This is a genomic window from Amycolatopsis echigonensis (assembly GCF_014174495.1).
Classification (GTDB): domain Bacteria; phylum Actinomycetota; class Actinomycetes; order Mycobacteriales; family Pseudonocardiaceae; genus Amycolatopsis; species Amycolatopsis echigonensis.
Window position 1 is genome coordinate 12,429 of record NZ_JACJHR010000078.1, and the last position, 22,124, is coordinate 34,552.

The 22,124-nt window shown below is 71.3% G+C and carries 15 protein-coding genes, 1 pseudogene and 1 riboswitch; of the genes and pseudogenes, 12 read left to right on the top strand and 4 right to left on the bottom strand.

The window, feature by feature from the left end; all coding sequences use genetic code 11:
- Positions 1–62 precede the first annotated feature (62 nt).
- Positions 63–668 carry a hypothetical protein gene (locus tag H5411_RS36640; protein WP_183126444.1) on the top strand — a complete coding sequence of 202 codons (606 nt, stop codon included), beginning with the start codon at positions 63–65 and terminating at the stop codon, positions 666–668.
- On the opposite strand, the gene H5411_RS36645 is transcribed toward H5411_RS36640, so the two are convergent.
- On the bottom strand, positions 613–1,401 hold the full coding sequence (locus H5411_RS36645) for an ArsR/SmtB family transcription factor (RefSeq protein ID WP_183126445.1): 789 nt from the start codon (positions 1,399–1,401) through the stop codon (positions 613–615). The genes H5411_RS36640 and H5411_RS36645 overlap by 56 nt on opposite strands.
- 64 nt (positions 1,402–1,465) lie before the next feature.
- Here H5411_RS36645 and H5411_RS36650 point away from each other — a divergent pair, with 64 nt between their 5' ends.
- The 7 genes from H5411_RS36650 to H5411_RS36680 all read left to right on the top strand — a co-directional run bounded on the left by H5411_RS36650 (position 1,466) and on the right by H5411_RS36680 (position 13,479).
- On the top strand, positions 1,466–2,815 hold the full coding sequence (locus H5411_RS36650) for an MFS transporter (RefSeq protein ID WP_183126446.1): 1,350 nt from the start codon (positions 1,466–1,468) through the stop codon (positions 2,813–2,815).
- A gap of 230 nt (positions 2,816–3,045) precedes the next feature.
- Positions 3,046–6,207 carry an isoleucine--tRNA ligase gene (gene ileS, locus H5411_RS36655; RefSeq protein ID WP_183126447.1) on the top strand — a complete coding sequence of 1,054 codons (3,162 nt, stop codon included), beginning with the start codon at positions 3,046–3,048 and terminating at the stop codon, positions 6,205–6,207.
- 230 nt (positions 6,208–6,437) lie between these two features.
- A complete protein-coding gene (locus tag H5411_RS36660; RefSeq protein ID WP_183126448.1) occupies positions 6,438–7,829 on the top strand; it encodes an amino acid permease in 1,392 nt (463 codons plus the stop codon).
- A gap of 127 nt (positions 7,830–7,956) precedes the next feature.
- On the top strand, positions 7,957–9,558 hold the full coding sequence (locus H5411_RS36665; RefSeq protein WP_183126449.1) for a penicillin-binding transpeptidase domain-containing protein: 1,602 nt from the start codon (positions 7,957–7,959) through the stop codon (positions 9,556–9,558).
- A gap of 48 nt (positions 9,559–9,606) precedes the next feature.
- The gene (locus tag H5411_RS36670) at positions 9,607–10,302 is read left to right on the top strand and encodes an ArsR/SmtB family transcription factor (RefSeq protein WP_101439121.1); all 696 of its coding nucleotides are present in this window, start codon (positions 9,607–9,609) and stop codon (positions 10,300–10,302) included.
- Positions 10,303–10,401: 99 nt separating this feature from the next.
- Positions 10,402–11,880, top strand: coding sequence for a potassium/proton antiporter (locus tag H5411_RS36675; protein WP_101439122.1), 1,479 nt, complete (start codon positions 10,402–10,404; stop codon positions 11,878–11,880).
- 97 nt (positions 11,881–11,977) lie between these two features.
- Positions 11,978–12,092: riboswitch (SAM riboswitch) on the top strand.
- A gap of 40 nt (positions 12,093–12,132) precedes the next feature.
- Complete coding sequence (locus H5411_RS36680; protein ID WP_183126450.1) at positions 12,133–13,479, top strand: aminotransferase class V-fold PLP-dependent enzyme; 1,347 nt, start codon at positions 12,133–12,135, stop codon at positions 13,477–13,479.
- Between the two features lie 125 nt (positions 13,480–13,604).
- Here the strand turns inward: H5411_RS36680 and H5411_RS36685 are convergent, their stop codons facing one another.
- Positions 13,605–13,916 (bottom strand): hypothetical protein, encoded by a 312-nt coding sequence (locus H5411_RS36685; RefSeq protein WP_183126451.1) that lies wholly within the window; start codon positions 13,914–13,916, stop codon positions 13,605–13,607.
- 260 nt (positions 13,917–14,176) lie between these two features.
- On the opposite strand from H5411_RS36685, the gene lspA reads away from it, so the two are divergent.
- Together lspA and H5411_RS36695 are read left to right on the top strand one after the other, a co-directional pair.
- The gene (lspA, locus tag H5411_RS36690) at positions 14,177–14,794 is read left to right on the top strand and encodes a signal peptidase II (RefSeq protein ID WP_183126452.1); all 618 of its coding nucleotides are present in this window, start codon (positions 14,177–14,179) and stop codon (positions 14,792–14,794) included.
- The gene (locus tag H5411_RS36695; RefSeq protein WP_183126453.1) at positions 14,791–15,717 is read left to right on the top strand and encodes an RluA family pseudouridine synthase; all 927 of its coding nucleotides are present in this window, start codon (positions 14,791–14,793) and stop codon (positions 15,715–15,717) included. Before lspA ends, H5411_RS36695 begins: the two co-directional genes overlap by 4 nt.
- Positions 15,718–15,770: 53 nt before the next feature.
- Here the strand turns inward: H5411_RS36695 and H5411_RS36700 are convergent, their stop codons facing one another.
- Both H5411_RS36700 and H5411_RS49885 read right to left on the bottom strand, forming a co-directional pair.
- Complete coding sequence (locus H5411_RS36700) at positions 15,771–16,745, bottom strand: AsnC family protein (protein ID WP_376772271.1); 975 nt, start codon at positions 16,743–16,745, stop codon at positions 15,771–15,773.
- Between the two features lie 269 nt (positions 16,746–17,014).
- Positions 17,015–17,216: pseudogene (locus H5411_RS49885) on the bottom strand (AsnC family protein); the annotation flags it as partial.
- 387 nt (positions 17,217–17,603) lie between these two features.
- Here H5411_RS49885 and H5411_RS48030 point away from each other — a divergent pair.
- Together H5411_RS48030 and fahA are read left to right on the top strand one after the other, a co-directional pair.
- Positions 17,604–20,918: a DUF885 domain-containing protein gene (locus tag H5411_RS48030; protein ID WP_183126455.1), complete on the top strand. Its 3,315-nt coding sequence runs from the start codon at positions 17,604–17,606 to the stop codon at positions 20,916–20,918.
- Complete coding sequence (gene fahA / locus H5411_RS36710) at positions 20,915–22,114, top strand: fumarylacetoacetase (RefSeq protein ID WP_183126456.1); 1,200 nt, start codon at positions 20,915–20,917, stop codon at positions 22,112–22,114. The genes H5411_RS48030 and fahA overlap by 4 nt, the downstream gene beginning before the upstream one ends.
- Positions 22,115–22,124: the final 10 nt, after the last annotated feature.

The following is a 22,124-nucleotide window of genomic DNA, read 5'->3' on the forward strand; positions in this document are numbered from 1 at the left end:
GCGGGGTACGCCGCGTGGGCGGGTCGCGTCGGGAAACCGGACGGCCCGTGTTGTAATTCAGCGTGCTCTACATCGTCCTCGTTCTGGTGCTGGCGGCTCTCGGGCTGCTCGTCACGGCGCTCATCACGGGCAGCTCGCTGTGGGCCTGGGTTTCGATCGGCCTGTCCGTGCTCGCCGGGCTTCTTCTGCTCGTCGACTGGCTGCGCCGGCGCAAGAGCGCGGACCGCGACGCGGACACCGGCGCCGAGGCGGACTCCGACGAGGAGAAGCCCGAGCCGGAGGAGAAGGACAAGGCAGCCCCGGCCGAGGCGGACGCCGAACAGACCACGCTGCTCCCGGCGACGGGCGAACTGGGCGATCCGGCGGACGTGCCGGAGCCGGACGTCGAGAAGCCCGTCTCGGAAAGCGAGCCGCAGTCCGAGGCGAAAGCGGTGCGCGACACGCCGCCCGGCGTGGAGGAGACCTCGCCGGAAGACCTCGAGGTGGTCAAGGACCTCGAGGACGAGGTCGTGGTCGTCGACGAGTACCCGCGCTACCACCTGGTGGACTGCGGCTGGCTGTCCGGCCGCGACACGATCCCGATCGGCGTCGGCGAGGCGCGGCAGCTCGGCTTCACGCCGTGCGCGCGGTGCGGTCCGGACGCGGTGCTGGCAGCTGCTCACCGCTGACGCCCAGCACCTCTTCAAGCACAGCCGCGCCGGTTTCGGTGAGCTGGACCGCTCGATGCGCCTTCGCTCGCGAGCGAAGCCAGCCCGCGTCCATGAACCGCCGGGTGACCGCCGCGCCCAGCGCCCCGGCCAGGTGATGGCGCTGCTCAGTCCAATCCAGACAGAAGCGCAGCAGCGGACGACGGCTCTTCGCGGCTGCCTCGACCTCCACGCCTAACGCGGCGAACACCTCGTCGGCGGCAGGTCCCAGCACGTACGGATGTTCTTGCAGCTGCGAGGAAATCCGGTCCCCGGGACGCCGCTGGGTGGTCGGATCGCCGTCCACAGTGGCCAGTGCGCCGCGATCGAGCAACGCCGCCGTGACGGTCACGCCGAGCCGTCCGGCGACGTGGTCGTAGCACAATCTCGCGGTGCGCAAGGCTTCCGCGCGCGTGCCTTCCCGCAGCGAGCGGACCGGGCGCGCGGGGGAGTGGCGGGCGAGCGCTTCCAGCAACTCCGGGGCCGCGCCGGCGATGCGGTAGAACCGGTGCCGGCCGGACTTTTCCGCGGTCACCAGCCCCGCGGCCAGCAGTTTCGACAGGTGCGCGCTGACGCCCTGCGCGGTCAGACCCGCTTCGCCGGCCAGCACGGACGCGGCCAGCGACCGTCCGTCCGCGAGGGCCATCAGCACGCGGACCCGCGCCGGATCGGCGAACAGGGCGGCGGTGCGCGCGATGTCGGCGTCTCCTTCCATGCCTCCAGCATGCCCCCGCCACACTTCCACCGCGACGGAAGCGTTCCCGGTGTCTGCTGGGCGCATGCGCACCGCGATCTTGTTCACCATGTGCGCCGGGATGTTCCTGGTGCAGCTCGACGTCACCGTCGTCAACGTCGCCCTCCCGACCCTCGGCAGCGAACTGCGCGCGGACGTCCCGCAGTTGCAGTGGGTGGTGGTCGGCTATTCGGTCGTGCTCGCCGCGTTGCTGCTGACCGGGGGAGCGCTCGGCGACGTCCTCGGGCACCGCGGCGTGGTGCTGACCGGGCTCGCCGTGTTCGGGGCCGCGTCCGCCGCGTGCGGGCTGGCCCAGTCGGCGGGCTGGCTCGTCGCGGGCCGCGCGGTGCAGGGCGTCGGCGCGGCGTTGTTGCTGCCGGGCACGATGGCGGTCATCACCGGGACGTTCCCCGGCCGGACGGAACGCGCCCGGGCACTCGGGGTCTGGGCGGGGATTTCGGCGCTCGCGCTGCCCGCCGGGCCCCTGCTGGGCGGGATTCTCGTGCAGGCCGCCGGGTGGCGGCCGGTGTTCTGGCTGAACGTCCCGATCGTCGCGGCGGCGGCCGTCGCGACTCGCCGGCTGGTGCCGCCGGACGTCCGGAAACCGGGCCGCGTGGACATTCCCGGGGCGGCGACCGCCGCGTTGGCGCTCGGGTCCGGCGTGTACGCGGTGATCGCGAAGACGCCATGGGTCGGGGTGCTCGCGGTAGCGGCGGCAGTAGCGTTCGTGGCGGTGGAACAGCGCTCTGCCGAACCGATGCTGCCGCTGTCGCTGCTGCGGCCCCGGCAGACGGCGGGCGCGAACCTGGTGTCCGCGGCGATGAACTTCGTCGGCCTCGGTTCGGTGCTGGTGTTCACCCTTTACCTGCAGGACGTGCTCAAAGCGGGCCCGATCACGGCCGGTGTCGCGCTGCTGCCGATGTTCGTCCCGCTGGTGCTGCTCGGCCCGGTCACCGGACGGCTGACCGCGAAGTTCGGCCCGCGTCCGCAGATCCTGGCCGGGCTCGTGCTCGGCGCGGCGGCGATGCTGAACCTGCTGCGGATCGGACCCGGCAGCGGATACGGCACGCTGCTGCCGACGCTGCTCGTGCTCAGCGTCGGGATGGGCCTGCTGACCGCGGCTGTGGTGACCGCGGCCGTGTCCGACGCGCCGGGGGAGCGCGCGGGCATCGCGGGCGGGATCAACAACGCGGCACGGCAGGCGGGCGGAGCACTCGGCGTGGCGGTTTTCGGTGCAGTGGCGGGAGAACCGGCGGCGCACGCGTCGTTCGTGCACGGCCTGCACCTGCTCGGCTTCGTCTCGGCCGGGCTGTGGCTGGCGGCCGCGGCGCTCGCGGCGGCGACGGTGCACAGCCGGGGCAGGGAGAAAGCGAGTTGCGGCGACGAGTTAATCTGATGTCAGCAAGGCGTCGATCCGGCCATCACCGGGGAGCCTCCGGAAGAACCGGGCGTTCGCCGCCCCTAGTAGAACCGGACGGGTGCGGCCCGTGACAGCCGTGCAACGAGTGGCCCGGGAGCAGTGCGCCGGGCAAGCGGGGTGGTACCGCGTGACGCGCGAGCGTCTCGTCCCCGTGTGGGCGGCCGCCGGTCGCCCGTACGAGAGCGACGAACGCAAGGAGCACCCGGATGTACCCCCAGGCTTCGCCGGGCGGAGAGACCACGGTCCCGTCCCAGCCGTCGTTCCCCGCGCTGGAGGAGAGCGTCCTCGCGTACTGGGAGAGCGACCGGACCTTCCAGGCGACCATCGACGCCCGTCCCGAGGGCACGAACGGCGACAACGAGTACGTCTTCTACGACGGCCCGCCCTTCGCCAACGGCCTCCCGCACTACGGGCACCTGCTCACCGGGTACGTCAAGGACATCGTCCCGCGCTACCAGACGATGAAGGGCAAGCACGTCGACCGGCGGTTCGGCTGGGACACCCACGGCCTGCCCGCCGAACTCGAAGCGATGCGGCAGCTCGGGATCACCGAGACGACCGAGATCGAAGAGATGGGCATCGCGAAGTTCAACGAGGCCTCGCGCGAGTCCGTGCTGCGCTACACCGACGAATGGCGCGAGTACGTGACGCGCCAGGCCCGCTGGGTCGACTTCGACAACGACTACAAAACGCTCGACGTCACCTACATGGAGTCGGTGCTCTGGGCGTTCAAGCGGTTGTGGGACAAGGGACTCGTCTACGAGGGCTACCGCGTCCTGCCTTACTGCTGGCGCGACGCGACGCCGCTGTCCAACCATGAGCTGGGCATGGACGCCGACGTCTACCGCAACCGGCAGGACCCGGCCGTCACGGTCGGGTTCCGCCTGGAGGGCAACGACAACGAGCTCGACGGCACGTACCTGCTGATCTGGACCACGACGCCGTGGACGCTGCCGTCCAACCTCGCCACCGCGGTGCACCCCGAGGTCGAGTACGTCGTGGTGGAAAGCGACGGGAAGCGGTTCCTGCTCGCCGAGGCGCGCGTCGCCGCGTACGCCCGCGAGCTCGGCGAGGAGCCGACCGTGGTCGCCCGCTACACCGGCGAGCAGCTGCTCGGCTCCCGTTACGCGCCGCCGTTCCCGTACTTCGTGGGCACGGAGAACGCGCACCGCGTGCTGTCCGCCGACTACGTCACCACCGACGACGGCACCGGCATCGTGCACATCGCTCCCGCTTACGGCGCCGAGGACAAGGTGGTCACCGACGCGGCCGGGATCTCCCCGGTGACGCCGGTGGACGACCACGGCAAGTTCGACGCCACCGTGCCGGACTACGCCGGGCAGCAGGTGTTCGACGCGAACCCGAACATCGTGCGGGACCTCAAGAACGGCACCGGCGGCGCGGAACGCCAGGGCGCGGTGCTGCTGCGGCACGAGACCTACGACCACTCGTACCCGCACTGCTGGCGCTGCCGGAACCCGCTGATCTACCGCGCGGTGTCGTCGTGGTTCGTCGCGGTGACGCAGTTCAAGGACCGGATGGTCGAGCTGAACCAGCAGATCACCTGGTACCCGGAGAACGTCAAGGACGGCCAGTTCGGCAAGTGGCTGGAGAACGCCATCGACTGGTCGATCTCCCGCAACCGGTACTTCGGCACGCCGATCCCGGTGTGGCGCTCGGACGACCCGGCCTACCCCCGGATCGACGTCTACGGCTCGCTGGACGAGCTGGAGGCCGACTTCGGCGTGCGGCTGGACAACCTGCACCGGCCCTACATCGACGAGCTGACCCGGCCGAACCCGGACGACCCGACCGGCAAGTCGACCATGCGCCGCGTGCCGGACGTGCTCGACGTGTGGTTCGACTCCGGGTCGATGCCGTACGCCCAGGTGCACTACCCGTTCGAGAACCGCGAATGGTTCGAGCACCACTACCCGAGCGACTTCATCGTCGAGTACATCGGGCAGACCCGCGGCTGGTTCTACCTGCTGCACGTGCTCGCGACCGCGCTGTTCGACCGGCCGGCGTTCCGCACCTGCGTGTCGCACGGCATCGTGCTCGGCTCCGACGGCCAGAAGATGTCGAAGTCGCTGCGGAACTACCCGGACGTCAACGAGGTCTTCGACCGCGACGGGTCGGACGCCATGCGGTGGTACCTCATGGCGAGCCCGATCCTGCGCGGCGGCAACCTGATCGTGACCGACCGGGGGATCCGCGACGCGGTGCGCCAGGCCGTGCTGCCGCTGTGGAACTCGTACTACTTCCTTGCCCTGTACGCGAATGCCGAAGGCAAGCAGGGGCAGTGGCGCACGGATTCCCCGCATCTGCTCGACCGGTACGTGCTGGCGAAGACGCACGAACTCGTCACCGACGTCGAGTCCGCGATGGACAGCTACGACATCGCGGACGCGTGCCAGACCGTGCGGGACTTCCTCGAGGTCCTCACGAACTGGTACGTCCGCCGGTCGCGCGACCGCTTCTGGGCGGGCGAGCAGGACGCGATCGACACGCTGCACACGGTGCTCGAGGTGACCTGCCGGGTCGTCGCGCCGCTGCTGCCGCTCACCACCGAAACCGTGTGGCGCGGGCTGACCGGCGGCCGTTCGGTGCACCTGACCGACTGGCCGAACGCGCTCGACCTGCCCGCCGACGCGGCGCTGGTGACCGCGATGGACAAGGTGCGGCAGGTGGCGTCGTCGGCGCTGGCGCTGCGCAAGGCGAACAAGCTGCGGGTGCGGCTGCCGCTGGCGAAGCTCGTGGTCGCGGCCGAGGACGTCGAAGCGCTGCGCGGGTTCACCGAGATCCTGCGGGACGAGGTCAACGTGAAGTCGGTGGAGCTGACCGCTGACGTCGCCGCGCACGGCACGTTCGAGGTCGCGGTGAACGCGCGGGCGGCCGGGCCGCGGCTGGGCAAGGCCGTGCAGCAGGTGATCAAGGCGGTCAAGGCGGGCGACTGGACGACGAACGCGTCCGGCGCGGTCGTGGCGGCGGGCGTCGAACTCGTCGAGGGCGAGTACGACCGGCGCCTGGTCGCCTCCGGCGGCGGCGCGGCGGCCGAACTGCCCGGCGGGGCCGGCCTGGTCGTGCTGGACACCGAGGTCACCGAGGACCTGGCGGCCGAGGGCCTGGCCCGCGACCTGGTCCGCGTCGTGCAGCAGGCCCGCCGCGAGGCCGGTCTCGACGTCGGCGACCGGATCTCGCTGACCGTGGACGCCACCGGCGAGGTGACGGCCGCGGCGCGCAAGCACGAGGAGTTCGTGGCGTCCGAAACGCTCGCGACGTCGGTGTCCTACGGCGAGGTGGCCGAGGGCTTCGACGGCACGGTCGGCGAGGGCGTGAAGGTGCGCGTGGCGGTCGCGAAGGCGTGAGGTGCGGCGGTCTTGCTCCGGGCGTGGGTGCCCGGAACAAGACTGTTTCCGCATAATTCCGTGGGCGCCCGAGCGAGACCACCGGCCGCCCAGGCTGATCGGGCGTCGTTTGACGAACTCGCCGGATCCTCGGCCCGCGGAGGCGAACGTCTCCACCCGGCCGCCTGTCTGTGGGCCGCTCGGCCGACCGAGCTGCTCCGCCGCGGGAAGCGTCTGCTAGGGATTTCCCCATGACTTCAGAAGCCGCCGCCGAACCGGCTGTCGAGGGGCTCGCCGCCGGCTTGCGCCAGCGGCACCTCGCCATGCTCGCGATGGGCGGCGTGATCGGTTCGGGATTGTTCGTCAGCTCCGGCGTCGGGATCAAGCTCGCCGGGCCCGGCATCGTGCTGTCCTTCGTGCTCGCGGGGGCGCTCGCGATGCTGGTCATGCGCATGATGGCGGAGATGGCCGCCGCGATCCCGTCCAGCGGGTCCTTTTCCGTGCACGCCGAGCGCGCTTTCGGGCCGTGGGCCGGGTTCGCGATCGGCTGGCTGTACTGGGCGGCGCTGGTCGTCGTGCTCGCCGTCGAGGCCACCGCGGCCGCCATCATCGTCAACGGCTGGCTGCCCGGCATTCCGCAGTGGGCGCTGGTCTTGCTCTTCATGGCCGTGCTGACCGCGGTCAACTTCACGGCGGTGTCCCGCTTCGGCGAACTCGAGTTCTGGCTGGCGCTGGTCAAGGTCGTCGCGGTCGTGGCCTTCCTGGTGCTCGGCGTGCTCGCGTTCCTCGGCGTGCTCCCGGGCACGTCCTTCGTCGGCACGGCCAATCTCCTCGGCCACGGCGGACTTCTGCCGCATGGATGGCAAGGCGTCGGCACCGGCTTGCTCGCGGTGGTCTTCACCTTCGGCGGCCTGGAAGTGGTGACCATCGCGGCCGCGGAATCCGACGATCCCGCGCACGCCGTCGGCAAGGCGGTCCGCAACGCGGTCGTGCGGATTTCGGTGTTCTACATCGGTTCCATGCTGGTCATCGTCTCGCTGCTGCCGTGGTCGAGTGTCCACACCGGACAGAGCCCGTTCGCCGCGGTGCTCGATCGGATCGGGATCCCGGCGACCGGGCAGATCATGAACGTGGTCGTGCTGTTCGCCTTGCTGTCCACTTTGAACACCAACATGTACGGCGCGGCCCGGATGGTGTATTCGCTGGCGCGGCGCGGCCACGCCCCTCGCGCACTGACCAAAGTGGACCGGAACGGCGTGCCGGTTTTCGCTGTCGCGGCTTCGGTGCTCTTCGGATTCGTCGCCGTGGCGCTCAACGCGCTGTGGCCGGACACCGTCTTCCAGTACCTGCTCAACGCGGTCGGCTCGGTGCTGCTGATCGTGTGGATCCTGGTCGCCTGCACTCAGCTGCGGGTGCGTCGGCAGCTGGAGCGCACCGCGCCGGACAGCCTCACCGTGCGCATGTGGGGCTTCCCGTATCTGACCTGGGCGACGCTCGCCGCGATGGTAGCGATCCTGGCGGTGATGGCGGGCGACGCCAGCGCGAGGACTCAGCTGATCAGCTCGGGCGTGCTCGTCGCGGTGCTGGTCGTGGCCGGGATCTGGTGGCAACGCGCGCGTCGTTCGGCCGAACAGGATGTATAACGGCCTATACGGCACGGCGTTGATCACGAATCTGTCGCGTTCCCCGAGGTAACGCCCGGTCCCGCGCAGCGATGGGCAAGCTGAGCCAGGGACGCGGGCGGACCGCGTGGGCGAGGGGGATGCGACGGTGAGTCCTGCCGGCAAGAAGGGCGTGCTGATCGGGGCCGCACTGGCCGTGGTCGCGATCGTGGCGGCGGCGGTCGTGCTGCTGAGCGGAGGGGGATCGACGGCGGCCTCGCCGGATTCGGACACAGCGTCGACCGCCGAGGACTCGAACTACCCGTTGTCGGCGGCCCGCGAATACCTGCTCGCCTTCGGGGCCAAGGACGCCGACGCCGCCAGCAAGGCCACCGACGCACCGGCGGAGGCCTCTTCCGCGCTGCTGAACACGTGGGCGGCGCTCCGGCCCACGGAGCTGACCGCCAAGCTCGGCGAGGTCGGCCCGGCGCAGGGCGACAAGGCCACGGCGGCCTACACCGTCACGTGGAACCTCGGCCCCGGCCGCACCTGGACGTACTCCGGCACTCTCGGCCTCGTCCGGGCGCAGGGCACGTGGCGGGTCCACTGGGCGCCGACGGTGCTGCACCCCAAGCTCGAAGCGGGGCAGCGGCTGGCGATCGCGTCCTCGGACGTTCCGGCGGTGGTCGACCGCGACGGCAAACCGCTGGTGGTCTCGGCCGGCGGCGGGCTGAAGCCGGCTGACGACAAGGCGTTCCCGCTGCTCCGTTCGGCGCTCACCGGGCACGGGCAGGCGTCCGAGGCGTTCGCGGTCGAGCGCGTGGACAGTTCGGGCAAGAACCTCGAGACGCTGTTCGGCAAGGCCGAAAGCGACCACAAACCGGCCGCCACCGGGCTCAGCGTCGCGACCCAGAACGCCGCCCAGGCCGCCGTCGACGGGTACCGCGGCAAGGCCGTCCTCGTCGCGATCCAGCCGTCTTCCGGCGACTTGCTCGCGGTGGCGCAGAACAGCAGTGTGACCAATGCTTCGTCGGCGTTCAGCGGCCAGTACGCGCCGGGGTCGACGTTCAAGATCGTCACCGCGACCGCGGCGCTGGAAGCCGGGCTGGTCACGCCGGATTCCTCGGTGCCGTGCCCGCTGACCGACCGGATCGGCACCCGCACGCTCTCCAACGAAGGATTCGACCTCGGCACGACCACCGTGCACCAGGCGTTCGCGAAGTCCTGCAACACCACGTTCGGCCGGCTCGCGTCGCAGCTGCCCGCCGACGGGCTGGCGAAGGCGGCCACCCAGTTCGGCCTCAACGCCGATTTCTCGATCGAGGGCCTGTCCACCGAGATGGGCCGCGTCGACCCGGCGGCCAGCGCGGACGAGCAGGTCGAGGACGGCATCGGCCAGGGAAAGGTGCAGGTCAGCCCGATGGGAGCGGCGGTGATGGCGGCGACCGCGGCGTCCGGGCGCGCGGTCGTGCCGCGGCTGTGGGCGGACGGCACCAAGGTCAACACCGGCTACCAGCCGCCGTCGGCCTCGGTGCTGTCGGCGTTGCGCGGGATGATGCGCGAGGTCGTGACCGGCGGCACGGCGACCGGGCTGTCGCACTCGGGCTCGGTGTTCGGCAAAACCGGCACCGCGCAGTTCGGCGACGGCGCGGAGGCGCACGGCTGGTTCGTCGGCTACCGAGGCGACCTGGCGTTCGCGGTGTTCCTGGAGGGGGCCAACGACTCCAAACCGGCCGTCTCGCTGGGCGCGAAGTTCCTCGACGCGCTGTAGCGTCTCGTTTCGGCCGCCGCCGAAGCGTCCCCGCTCTACCGTGGGGTCATGGAAACCGTCGCACTGGCCGAAGTCGCCGCGGTGCTCGCCGATCCGAGCCGCGCGACCATGTGCCTCGCCCTGCTCGACGGGCGCGCCTGGACCGTCGGCGAACTGGCCGCCGCGGCGCGGATCGCGGTGTCGACGGCCAGCGAGCACGTGACGCGACTGGCCGAGGCCGGGTTCGTCGCCCGGGTGAAGCAGGGACGGCACGCTTACGTGCGGCTCGCGAATCCGCGGGTCGCGGAGCTGATCGAGCATCTGGCGCAGCATGCCGAGCTGAAAACGCCGTCCGGGCTGCGGACTTCGTTGCGGGCGCGGCGATTGTCGTTCGCGCGCAGTTGCTACGACCATCTGGCCGGGACGCTCGGGGTCGCCCTGCGGGACGGAATGGCCGACCGCGGGCTGATCGACGTGTCCGACGGGCTCGCGCTCACCGGCACCGGACGCGACGTGCTGGCCGATCTCGGCGTCGCGGTGCCGGATCGGCCGCGGCGGCCGTTGCTCCGCGACTGTCTGGATTGGACAGAGCGGCGCGAGCACCTGGCCGGCGCGGTCCCGGCGGCGGTGCTGGAGCGGGCGCTCGAAGCGGGATGGCTGACCCGGGACGAGCACCGCGCGGTCCGGGTGCTGCCGGGCGCGAGGGGTCCGTTCGCGGCGTTGGGTGTCGATCTCGCGACGGTGAGTGCCGCGAAGGCGTCGTAACACACCTGCGTGGTCCCCCGGACCGGTGGTGCGCGCAGGGGAACCGGGCACTGCCTCACTATTCTGGACGCCTGCGGGCGACCGGGAGGGAGGCGGAAGGTGGACGAGCTTCCCGTGCTGCTGGGCGTCGGAGCGCTGGTTCTGGTCGTCTCGGTCGTCGCGGTGCGGGTGTCCATCCGGCTCGGATTCCCGTCGCTGCTGCTGTATCTCGGGATCGGCGTCGTGCTCGGCGAAGCCGGGTTCGGCATCCGCTTCGACAATCCGGCGCTCACCCAGGCCCTCGGGCTCGCCGCGCTCGTCCTGATCCTCACCGAGGGCGGGCTCACCACGCGCTGGTCCGCGGTGAAACCCTCGCTGGGGCCCGGAATCCTGCTGTCCACAGTGGCCGTGGTGATCAGCATCGCGGTCACCGGCGCGGCCCTGCACTGGCTGCTCGGCCTCGACTGGCGGCTCGCGCTGCTGTGGGGCGCGGTCCTGGCGTCCACCGACGCCGCGGCGGTGTTCTCCGTCCTGCGCACGGCCGGGGTCGGCAAACGGCTCGTCGGCGCGCTGGAACTGGAATCCGGCATCAACGACGCGCCCGCCTACATCGCGGTCGTCGTGCTCGCGTCCGGCGAGGCGGTCGACTGGTCGCTGCCGCTGCTGGTGGTCTACGAACTGCTGACCGGTCTCGCGCTCGGCCTCGCGTTCGGCTGGCTGGGCGCACAGGCGCTGCGCCGGGCCGCGCTCCCGGCGACCGGTCTGTACCCGCTCGCCACGGTCGCGGTGTGCGTTCTCGCGTACTCCTCGGGACAGCTGGCGCACGCTTCCGGTCTGCTGGCCACCTATGTTGCCGGTCTGGTGCTGGGGAACTCCCAGCTGCCGCACCGGTCGGACACCCTGTCGTTCGCCGAAGGGCTCGGCTGGCTCGCGCAGATCGGGCTGTTCGTGCTGCTCGGCCTCTTCGCGTCGCCGACCCGGTTGCTCGAAGCGCTCATCCCGGGTCTGGTCGCGGGCGCGGTGGTGCTGCTGCTCGCCCGTCCGCTCTCGGTGGTCCTGTCGCTGCTGCCGTTCCGGTTGCCCTGGCGAGAGCAGACGTTCCTGTCCTGGGCCGGGTTGCGCGGTGCGGTGCCGATCGTGCTCGCGATGATCCCGCTGTCCGAAGGCGTGCCCGGTGCGCAGCGGCTCGTGGACGCCGTTTTCGTGCTCGTCATCGTGCTCACCGTGCTGCAGGGGGCGACGCTCAGCCCGCTCGCGCGGATCCTCGGGCTGACGAAGGCGGCGCAGGCGCACGAGATCGAGGTCGACTCCGCGCCGCTCGACGAACTCGGCGCGGAACTGCTGCAGGTGCGCATCCAGGAGGGGTCGAAGCTGCACGGCGTGTACCTCTCGGAACTGCGCCTGCCCGCCGGGGCGACGGTCAGCCTCGTGGTCCGCGGCGGGACGGGCTTCACGCCGCAGAAAACCAGCCGCTTGCAGGTCGAGGACCAGCTTCTGGTGGTCACGACCGCCACCGACCGCGACGCGACCGAACGGCGCATCCGAGCCGTCGACCGGGCCGGCCGTCTGGCGCGCTGGCACGGCGAATCCGGAGCCTGACCCGTTCCGTCCTTTGTGGACAATTCTTGTGACTGCCGTCTCAGATCACGAGACGGGGCTGGTTTCGGCCGCCGGGTTTCCGCTATCGTCGGCTCCAGGTCATGAGTGCCAGCGCGAAGCCCCGGCTTGCTGGCCGGCAACCCTCCTACCGCGGTGGGGTGCCCCGGGTGAGGACCAGGCCGGTCGCGCAGTGCGACGGGCAAGCGCGGGCCCCTCGCCGGGGGTCCCCCGGAACGCCGAGGAGGCACCGTCATGACTCTCGCACTCGACCGGTCCACGGACACTGGCGCCGCTGTTTCTGCTGGTCCCGCCGTTCCCGCTGTCGCTGGTGCGACGCTGCGGGTGCCGCTGGTGACGGGCGGCGACATCGGCTACGCCAACCTCGACCACGCGGCGAGCGCGCCCTGTCTGGACGCCGTGCGTTCGGCGGTCGACGAGTTTCTTCCATGGTACGCCAGCGTGCATCGCGGTGCGGGCTTCGCTTCTCAGGTCTCGACGCGCTTGTACGAGCGAACCCGGGATGTGCTGCGTCGCTTCGTGGACGCTCGTAACGGCGACTCGGTGATCTTCACCCGCAACACGACTGACGCGTTCAATCTGCTCGCGAAGGCGTTGCCGCGCAAGACTTCTGTTGTTGTGTTCGACAGCGAGCACCATGCCGCGCTGTTGCCGTGGCGCGGGCCGAACGTGCGGCGCGTGCAGTTGCCGCGGACTCGGCTCGCCGCGGTGTCCGTTGTGGACGAAGCGCTTGCCGAATGCCCGCAGGGGCCCCGGTTGGTGGTCGTTGCCGGGGCGTCCAATGTGACTGGCGAGCTGCTGCCGGTGGCGGAGATCGCTGCGGTGGCCCGGAAACACGGCGCCCGGGTGGCGCTCGACGCTGCTCAGCTCGCTCCGCATCGGCGGATTTCGTTGCGGGAGCTGGACGTTGACTACGTCGCGCTGTCCGGGCACAAGCTGTACGCGCCGTTTGGCGCCGGGGCGCTGATCGGTCGCAGCGACTGGTTGCGCGCCGCCGAGCCGTATCTGGCCGGCGGTGGCGCCACGAAGCTGGTGACCGAGGAAGCCGTGGTGTGGAACAGCGGCGAAGAGCGGCACGAGGCAGGGTCGCCGAACACCGTTGGCGTGTATGTGCTCGGGGTGGCCTGCGAGCAGTTGGCGGCTCACTGGGACGCCGTGGGTTCGCACGAGGCCGCGTTGCTGGAGCGGCTGCGCAAGGGGCTCGCTAGCCTGCCCGGGTGCGCTGAGCTGCGGTTCTTCGACGCGCCGGTGGACCGGGTCGGCACGGTGAGCTTCGTGGTCGACGGGTTCGAACCGGGCTGGCTGGCGGCGGTGCTGTCGGCCGAGTACGGAATCGGGGTCCGCGACGGCGCGTTCTGTGCCCACGTGGCCGCCCGGCGGTTGATCCGAGAGGCCGGAAGCGAAGGCCAGCAGGCGGTTCGGGTGAGCCTCGGGCTGGGCAGCACCGAGGAACACGTGGACCGGCTGCTGCTGGCCCTGCGGCAGATCGTGGCCCGGGGAGCCCGGTGGGAATACACCAAGGCCGACGGCCGGTGGGCGCCGGTGGGGGACCCGCGAGAACTGCCGGACTTTTGCGCTTGATGATGCGGCTTTGTTGACGATGCGTGGTCTTGGAGGACCGGCGCGGCAGAATTGTTGACCACAACGCGGGATCGCGCCGACGTTTGGGGTGAGCGGCGTGACAGGCCGAAGGCCCCTCGCGCCGCTCACCCCAAACGTCGGCTTAACGGCGATCCCGCACGCGGCGGCGGAGCCGACGCCATCAAACTCTGGCCCCACTCTTCCTCCAGTAGCCAGATTTGGGCCAGCGGCAGGTTCATGGCGCTGTCGGCGTAGCCGGTGCGGAGGACAATTGTGTGCACGGCGGCCAGGAGGTTGCGTTCCGTGAGGTGGCCGTTGAGGAGCATTCGGGCCAGGTGGGTGAAGGCCGCGTCGGTCGCGGTGGGGATCGGGGTGCGGCAGTCGGCCAGGGCCGCTCGCTGCACGTCGTGGATTTCCGGGGCACCGGTGGGGGACACTCGCGAGCTGCCGGGGTTTGCGCTTGATGCTGCCGGGGTCGGTTGACGGCCCCGGTCTTGGAGGACCGGCGGGGCAGGATTGTTGACCACAACGCGGGATCGCGCCGACGTTTGGGGTGAGCGGCGTGACACGCCGAAGGCCCCTCGCGCCGCTCATCCCAAACGTCGGCTTAACGGCGATCCCGCACGCGGCGGCGGAGCCGACGCCATCAAACACTGCCGCTGTGACCTGCTCGGGCGCGGGTGTGGACAATGGGGGTGTGAGCACCGATCCTTCGCCGTCCGAATCCGAGGTCGAGCCGTCTGCGGAACCGCCTGAGCGGGGGGCCGTCGAGGAGGGCGCGGCCGACGCTCCGCTGCCCAAGCGGCGGGTCTGGGTGGTGTTCGCGGTCGCGGCGCTGCTGTGGGCGATCGACCTGCTCACGAAGAACCTCGCGGTCGCCAACCTCGAGGGCAAGGAGCCCAAGCCGATCCTGGGCGGGCTGATCTACCTGCAGGTCATCCGCAATCCGGGTGCCGCGTTCTCGATGGCGACCGGCATGACGTGGGTGCTCGCGCTGGTCGCGATCGGCGTCGTGATCGCGATCGTGTGGATCTCGCGCAGGCTGCGCTCGGTCGGCTGGGCGATCGGCCTCGGGCTCGTGCTCGCCGGCGCGCTCGGCAACCTGACCGACCGGTTCTTCCGCGAGCCCGGGCCGCTGCGCGGCCACGTCGTCGACTTCATCTCCGCGTTCGCGCCCAACGGGCAGGGCTTCGCGATCTTCAACATCGCCGACTCCGCGATCTGCGTCGGCGGCGCGCTCATCGTGCTGCTGTCCCTGCTCGGCAAGGACTACGACGGCACCTCCACCCGCGGCAAGAAAAAGGAATCCGAGTGAGCGCGCGCATGCTGCCCGTCCCGGACGGGCTCGACGGGATGCGCGTCGACGCCGGACTGGCCAAACTGCTCGGCCTGTCCCGCACCGCCGTCGCGGACCTCGCCGCGGCGGGCGACGTGCTCCTCGACGGCCGTCCGGCGGGCAAATCGGACCGGCTGTCCGCGGGCGGGCTGCTCGAGGTGACGCTGCCGGAACCGGAACGTCCGGCGGAAATCGTCGCGGAGCCGGTCGAAGGCATGAAGATCCTGCACGATGACGACGACATCGTGGTGATTTCGAAACCGGTCGGCGTCGCCGTGCACCCCAGCCCGGGCTGGGCCGGACCGACGGTCGTCGGCGGCCTCGCCGCGGCCGGGCTGCGCATTTCGACGTCCGGCGCGGCCGAACGCCAGGGCGTCGTGCACCGGCTCGACGCGGGCACCACCGGCGTGATGGTGGTGGCGAAGAGCGAGCACGCGTACACCGTGCTGAAGCGGGCGTTCAAGGAGCGGACCGTCGAGAAGGGCTACCACGCCGTCGTGCAAGGCCATCCCGACCCGACGCGCGGCACCATCGACGCCCCGATCGACCGCCATCCGCGGCACGACTACAAGTTCGCGGTCGTCGCGGGCGGACGGCCGAGCGTGACGCACTACGAGGTGGTCGAGGCTTTCCGGGCGGCTTCGCTGGCGCACGTGAAGCTGGAAACCGGGCGAACCCATCAGATCCGGGTGCACTTCTCCGCGCTGCGGCATCCGTGCGCGGGCGACTTGACCTACGGAGCGGACCCGGTCCTGGCGCGGAAACTCGGCCTGACGCGGCAGTGGCTGCACGCCCGGACGCTCGGTTTCGCGCATCCGGCGGACGGCCGGTGGGTTGAGTTCGAAGCGGAGTATCCGGACGACCTGGCGGGTGCGCTGGAAATCCTGCGGGACGGGAACTAGCGCCTCGTGAGTGTTTATGCCGGTTCTAACCGGCATAAACACTCACGAGTCGGCTAGTCGACCGCCCAGGTCAGGGTGCGCTCGTCCGGCTCGGGTCGCGGGCTCCAGCGCACCGCGACCACCCGGGTCGCGGTGGGAAGGACGTACACGGTGTGCCCGCCGAGCGTTTCGCCCGGCTGCACGCCGATCTTGTGCGGCGGCCGGGACGTCAGCGAAACCGGGGCTTTCGCGATGGTCTCGCCGCTGTCGGTGACGAGTTCGAGGTAGTTGTCGGGCAGCGACGCGAACGGGATCGGCCCGCGATTGGTGATCTCGGTGTGCACGACGACCGCGCGTTCGCCCTCCTCGAGCCGGTAACCGGCCGCGCCGAAGAGGAAGTCGGCGGGATCCTGGACTTCCAGCAGCTGCACCGAAAGCTGTTCCCCTTCGAGCCCCTGGGACTGCATCGTCTCGCCGATCCGCCCCTGCTTGGCAGGCGCGGCGGCGGGCCGGGGTTCGTCGCCGCGCGCCCACGAAGCGGTCTGCGGGACGCCCCACGTGCTGATGGCGGGATCCGGAGCCGGGTACGGCCCGGACGGTCCATTGTGGACATTAGCGGCGGCGGGTGCCTGGTGCGGCATCCCGGTCTGTCCGGGGGAGTACGCACCGGAGACCGCGGGGTTCCCGTTCGGGCCAGGGGGATAGGCACCTGAAATCCCGGCCGGTCCGGATGCGTACGCGCCGGACATCCCCGGACCGGCGGCGGGAATACCGTAGGGGGCAGAGGGTCCGGGCCCGCCCGGTCCGGTGGCCGGAATCCCGGTCTGCGCGGGCGGGTACGCGCCGGAAGTCCCCGGCCCAGGCATGCCGTGCTGCCCCGGGCCCGCGGGGAGCCCGGTCTGTCCAGGCGGATACGCGCCGGAGGTTCCGGGTCCGGGCATGCCGTGCTGCCCAGGCGGGTGCGGTCCGGAGTGCCCCGGCATCCCGGCCGATTCGGGACCGGGGATCCCGGACTGTCCGGGCGAATGCGGACCGGACGTGCCGGGCATCCCGGAGCCGGGTGCGCCGGACATCCCGCCCGGCATCCCGGGAGCCTGAGCTCCGCCCCGGACGGGCACTCCCGCCGAAGCCGGGCCGTTCGGCGCCGACCCCGGTGTTGAGCCCGGGCCAGCGGGCATCGACCCCGGTGGCCCCGACGGCATCGCCCCGGGCATCCCGCCCGGATTCTGCCCGCCCGCCGCGGGGAACGGCACCGATCCGGGCCCGCCCGGATACCCGCTCCCCGGAGCCTGCGGACGCTGCCACGAAGCCGGAGCCCCGGAAATCGCCGCGCGAAGACCATGGGGGTCGCTTTCGACCCCGACCAGCAGCGGCAACCCGCTCCCGGACAACGCGACCAGCCGGTACGCGACCTCCCGCGGATCCATCCCGACCTTCGCCGCCAGCTCGTGCACAGCCCCCTTGCCCAGCTCGGCGAGCGCGGCGAGCAGGCGGATGTCGGCGGGATCGGTCACGGCCACTCCCGCAACGCTACCGCCTTGCCCGCCCGTCCCGGCCGCACCACCGCGCCCGGCGTGCCCCGCGCCGTCGCGACGTCAGGGAAACACCGGTGGCCAGCCGGTGTCGGGAAGATTTTTCAGCCCCAGCCTGCGCGTCTCGCGCCACCCACGCCTCGCTTTACCGCGGCGAAATCCAAGGAAGACCGCCGCAGCCAGGAGATGGGTGGCCGGTACTCGCCAGGCCGAACGCCGCACCGGCACCGGACGCCGAGGCGCCGGCAAGTTCCGCCCACGGCACGCCGGTACGCCTGCCGAGGGACCGGCCGGCCCGGGCACGGGCGTCGGCACCCCCGTCTCGATTAGGGTCGGCATCAGCACCGTCTCCACCTACCCCGGGGGTCCACGCCGATGACCGTCGTTTCCGATCTCGCCGACGAACTCGTCGAGGTTTCGTTCGACCACGAGCCGCTCGACGCCGCCATTCTCGGCATCCGGCCGGACGCGCCGGGGCTCGGCGATCCGTCGGCCGCGGCGGAGGCGGCGTTCCGCGAGAAGCTAGTCGCGCTCAAGGAGCGTGCCAAGGCGGTCGACCCGGCCGGGCTCGATGCGGTCGACCGCGTAACCCGCGATGTCGTGCTCAGCTCCGTCGACGGCCACCTCGACCGGATCGACAGCCGGGTCGTCGACTTCACCGTCACCGACCTGTTCGTCGGACCCGCCTCCGGGCTGCTGTCCGCGCTGCCGATGGTCACGGTCACCGCGGAAACCGCGGAGGTGCATCTCGGCAGGCTCAGCGAGATCCCCGAGTACCTCCGTGTCGTCGCGCAACGGCACCGCGACGGCATCGCCGCCGGGCTCCTGCCGATCGAACGCCTGGTCAAGGCCGCGATCGCGCACCTCGACCGCTACCTGGCCGAGCCCGAGAACGACCCGCTGCTGCGCCAGCCCGCCCCGGACGACGACTTCGCCGCCCGTCGCGAGCAGATCCTCCGCGACGTCGTCCGGCCCGGTTTCCGCGAGTACCGCGACTTCCTCGAGGCCGAAGTCCTCCCGCACGGCCGCCCGGACGACAAGGCCGGCGTCTCCTGGCTCCCCGGCGGCGACGAGATCTACGCCCGCCTCGCCCGCGCCCACACCACCAGCGACCGGACCCCGCAGGAACTGCACGACACCGGTCTCGCGGTGATCGCCGGCCAGGTCGAGCAGTACCAGGCCCTCGGCGAGCGCGTGTTCGGCACGCGCGAGCTGCCGGAGATCTTCGAGCGGCTGCGCACCGACCCGAAGCTCCGCTGGACGAGCGCCGAGGACCTCCTCGAGACCGCCCGCACGGCCATCTCCCGCGCCGCGGCCGAGGCGCCGAACTGGTTCGGCCGCATCCCGCAGCATCCGTGGACCGTCGAGGCGGTGCCGGAGGATTCCGCGCCCGGCGCGCCCCCGGCGTACTACATGCCGCCCGCCGCGGACGGGTCCCGGCCGGGCGTCTACTTCGCGAACACCTACCAGGCCACCGAGCGGTTCCGGCACACCGCCGAGGTCATCGCGTTCCACGAGGCGATCCCGGGCCACCACTTCCAGCTCAGCGCCGCGCTCGACCTCGCCGACCTGCCGCTGCTGCGCCGCGTCGGCAACTTCACCGCGTACGCCGAGGGCTGGGGCCTCTACACCGAGCGCCTCGCCGACGAGATGGGCCTGTACTCCGACGACGTGTCGCTGCTCGGCATGCTGACGATGGAGTCGATGCGGGCCGGACGGCTGGTCGTCGACACCGGCCTGCACGCGCTGGGCTGGAGCCGGCAGCAGGCGGTCGACTACCTGCTGGAGCACACGCCGATGGCGCGGGTCGAAATCGAGTCCGAGGTGGACCGGTACCTCGGCTACCCCGGGCAGGCGCTGGCATACCTGGTGGGGCGGCTGGAGATCGAGCGGCTGCGCAAGCAGGCCGAACAGCGGCTCGGCAGCCGCTTCGACATCAAGGCGTTCCACGACACGGTCCTCACCGGCGGCTCCCTGCCGTTGTCGGTGCTGGACGCCGTGGTCACCGAGTGGGTCGCTGGCCACGGCGACACCGTGGCCGGCTTGGCGGACGAGCTCGTCGAACTGGACTTCGAGCGGGAACCGCTGGAGCGCACCGTCCTCGGCCTCCCCGGGGACCACACCAAACTCGCCGACCCGAGTCTCGCCGCCGCGGAGCGCGACCGGGCCCGGTACGCCGCGATCGCCGAGCGTGCCGACGCGATCGACCCGTCCGGGCTGACCGCGTCCGAGGTCATCACCCGCGAAGTGGTGCGCACGCACGCCCGCGGCGCGATCGACACGATCGACTCGCGGCTGTCCGGCTTCGCGGTGAGCGACGGGTTCAGCTCGCCCGCCCTGAACCTGCTGACCATCCTTCCCGCGCTGACCCCGGACCACGCCGAGAAGGCGCGCGACTACCTCGCGAGGCTGGCGGCGATCGGCGGCTATCTCGACGCGGTGATCGAGGCGCAGCGGACGACCGTCGCGGACGGATTCGCGCCGCCGGACTTCCTGGTGCGCATCGGGATCCAGTACGTCGAGCGGTACCTCGCGAACGAGGAGGGCGACCCGTTCCGCGTCACGCCGGCGGTGGAGGTCGAGGGCTTCGCCGCGGAGCGCGACCGGCTGCTCGCCGAGGTCGTGCGGCCCGCGTACCGGCGCTACCGAAACTTCCTCGCCGAGGAGGTGCTGCCGGTCGCGAAGACGGACAGCCAGCCGGGCATCAGCCACCTGCCGGGCGGGCTGGAGAAGTACCAGGGCCTGATCCGCGCGCACACCACCACCGACCGCACCGCGCAGGAGCTGCACGACACCGGGCTGCGGATGGGCGAAAAACTCGCCGAGGAGTACCGCGAACTGGGCTCCCGCGTGTTCGGCACCGGAGATCTGCGGGAGATCTTCGACCGCCTCCGCAACGACCCGGAGCTGCGCTGGCGCGACGGCGAGGAACTGCTGGAAGGCGCTCGCACGGCCATCGCCCGGGCGGAAACCGTCGCCCCGCACTGGTTTTCGCGGGTGCCGGACGCGAAGTGCGCGGTCGAGCCGGTGCCGGAGGCGGACGCGGCGAGCGGCACCATCGCCTACTACCTGCAGGCCGCGTTCGACGGTTCCCGGCCCGGCACGTACTACGCGAACACCTACGAGGCGAGTTCGCGGCCGCGGTTCACCAGCGAGGCGATCGCGTTCCACGAAGCCGTTCCGGGACATCACTTCCAGCTCACGTTCGCGCAGGAACTCGCCGATCTGCCGCTGCTGCGCCGGATCGCGCCGTTCAACGCCTACATCGAAGGCTGGGGCCTGTACGCGGAGCGCCTCGCCGACGAGATGGGCCTGTACTCCGACGACGTCGCCCGGTTCGGCATGCTCGTCCAGGACTCGATGCGGGCGGGACGGCTCGTGGTCGACACCGGGCTGCACGCGCTGGGGTGGACCCGCCAGCAGGCGGTCGACTACCTGGTCGAGCACACGCCGATGGCGAAGATGGAGATCGAGGCGGAGATCGACCGGTACGTCGCGAATCCGGGCCAGGCGCTGAGCTACCTGGTGGGGCGGCTGGAAATCCAGCGCGTTCGCGCCGAGGCGGAACAGGCGCTGGGCGACCGGTTCGACATCCGCGCGTTCCACGACGTCGTGCTGGGCAACGGAATTCTCCCGCTGTCCGCATTGGACACCGTGGTCGGCGCGTGGATCGCGGAGGCGTCCGCGTGACCTGGCTCGACCTTCCGGAGGACACCCTCTTCGGCCTCGACAACCTGCCCTGCGGCGTCTTCTCGCACGGCGAGCGGACCCGCCGGGCCGGTGTCGCGGTCGGAGACCAGGTGCTCGACCTGACCGCGGCGGCCGAGGGGGAGTCCTTCGGCCGCCTGCTCGGCGCGGGTGTGCTGAACCCGTTGCTCGCCGCGGGCCCGGACACCTGGGCCGAGGTGCGGGCGACGGTCCGCGAATGGCTCGCCGAACCGCGGCACGCCGACCGGATCCGGCCACATCTGGTGCCCCGCAACGAAATCACGAGCCATCTTCCGGTGGAGGTCGCGGACTACGTCGACTTCTACTCCAGCGAACAGCACGCGATCAACGCCAGCCGGATCTTCACCGGCGGGGACGATCTGGTGCCGGTGAACTGGAAACACCTGCCGATCGGCTACCACGGCCGGGCCGGCACGGTCGTCGCGTCCGGCACTCCCGTGGTTCGTCCGGCGGGGCAACGGAAACCGCGCCGCGCGACGGAACCGTCGTTCGGGGCGGCCAAGCGGCTCGACTTCGAGGCCGAGGTCGGTTTCGTCGTCGGCGTACCGTCCGAACTGGGCAAGCCGGTGCCGATCGACGAGTTCCCGCGCCACGTCTTCGGCGTCTGCCTGGTCAACGACTGGTCGGCGCGCGACCTGCAGGGCTGGGAATCGCAGCCGCTCGGCCCGTTCCTCGGCAAATCGTTCGCCACGTCGATGTCGCCCTGGCTCGTCCCGCTCGCCGCGCTGGAGCACGCTCGCGTGCCGCAGCCCGTGCAGGACCCGGAGCCGTTCGAGTACTTGCGCTCGGCCGAATCGTGGAGCCTGGACTTGGCGCTGGAGATCCGGATCAACGGCCATCTCGTGTCCAGCCCGCCGTTCGCGACGCAGTACTGGACAGGCGCGCAGCAGCTCGCGCACCTCACTGTGAACGGTGCGAGCCTGCGTACCGGCGACCTGTACGCGTCCGGCACGGTGACCGGTCCGGCGAAGTACCAGCGCGGTTCGCTGCTGGAGCTGAGCTGGGGCGGTCGCGAACCGCTCGCGGTTGGCGAAGAGACCAGGGCGTTCCTGGAGGACGGCGACGAGGTCGTCATCAGCGCCTCCGCGCCAGGTCCGGGCGGTACCCGGATCGGGTTCGGCGAGGTGCGCGGCACGGTGGCGCCCGCTGTGGTGTGACCCACGCCGT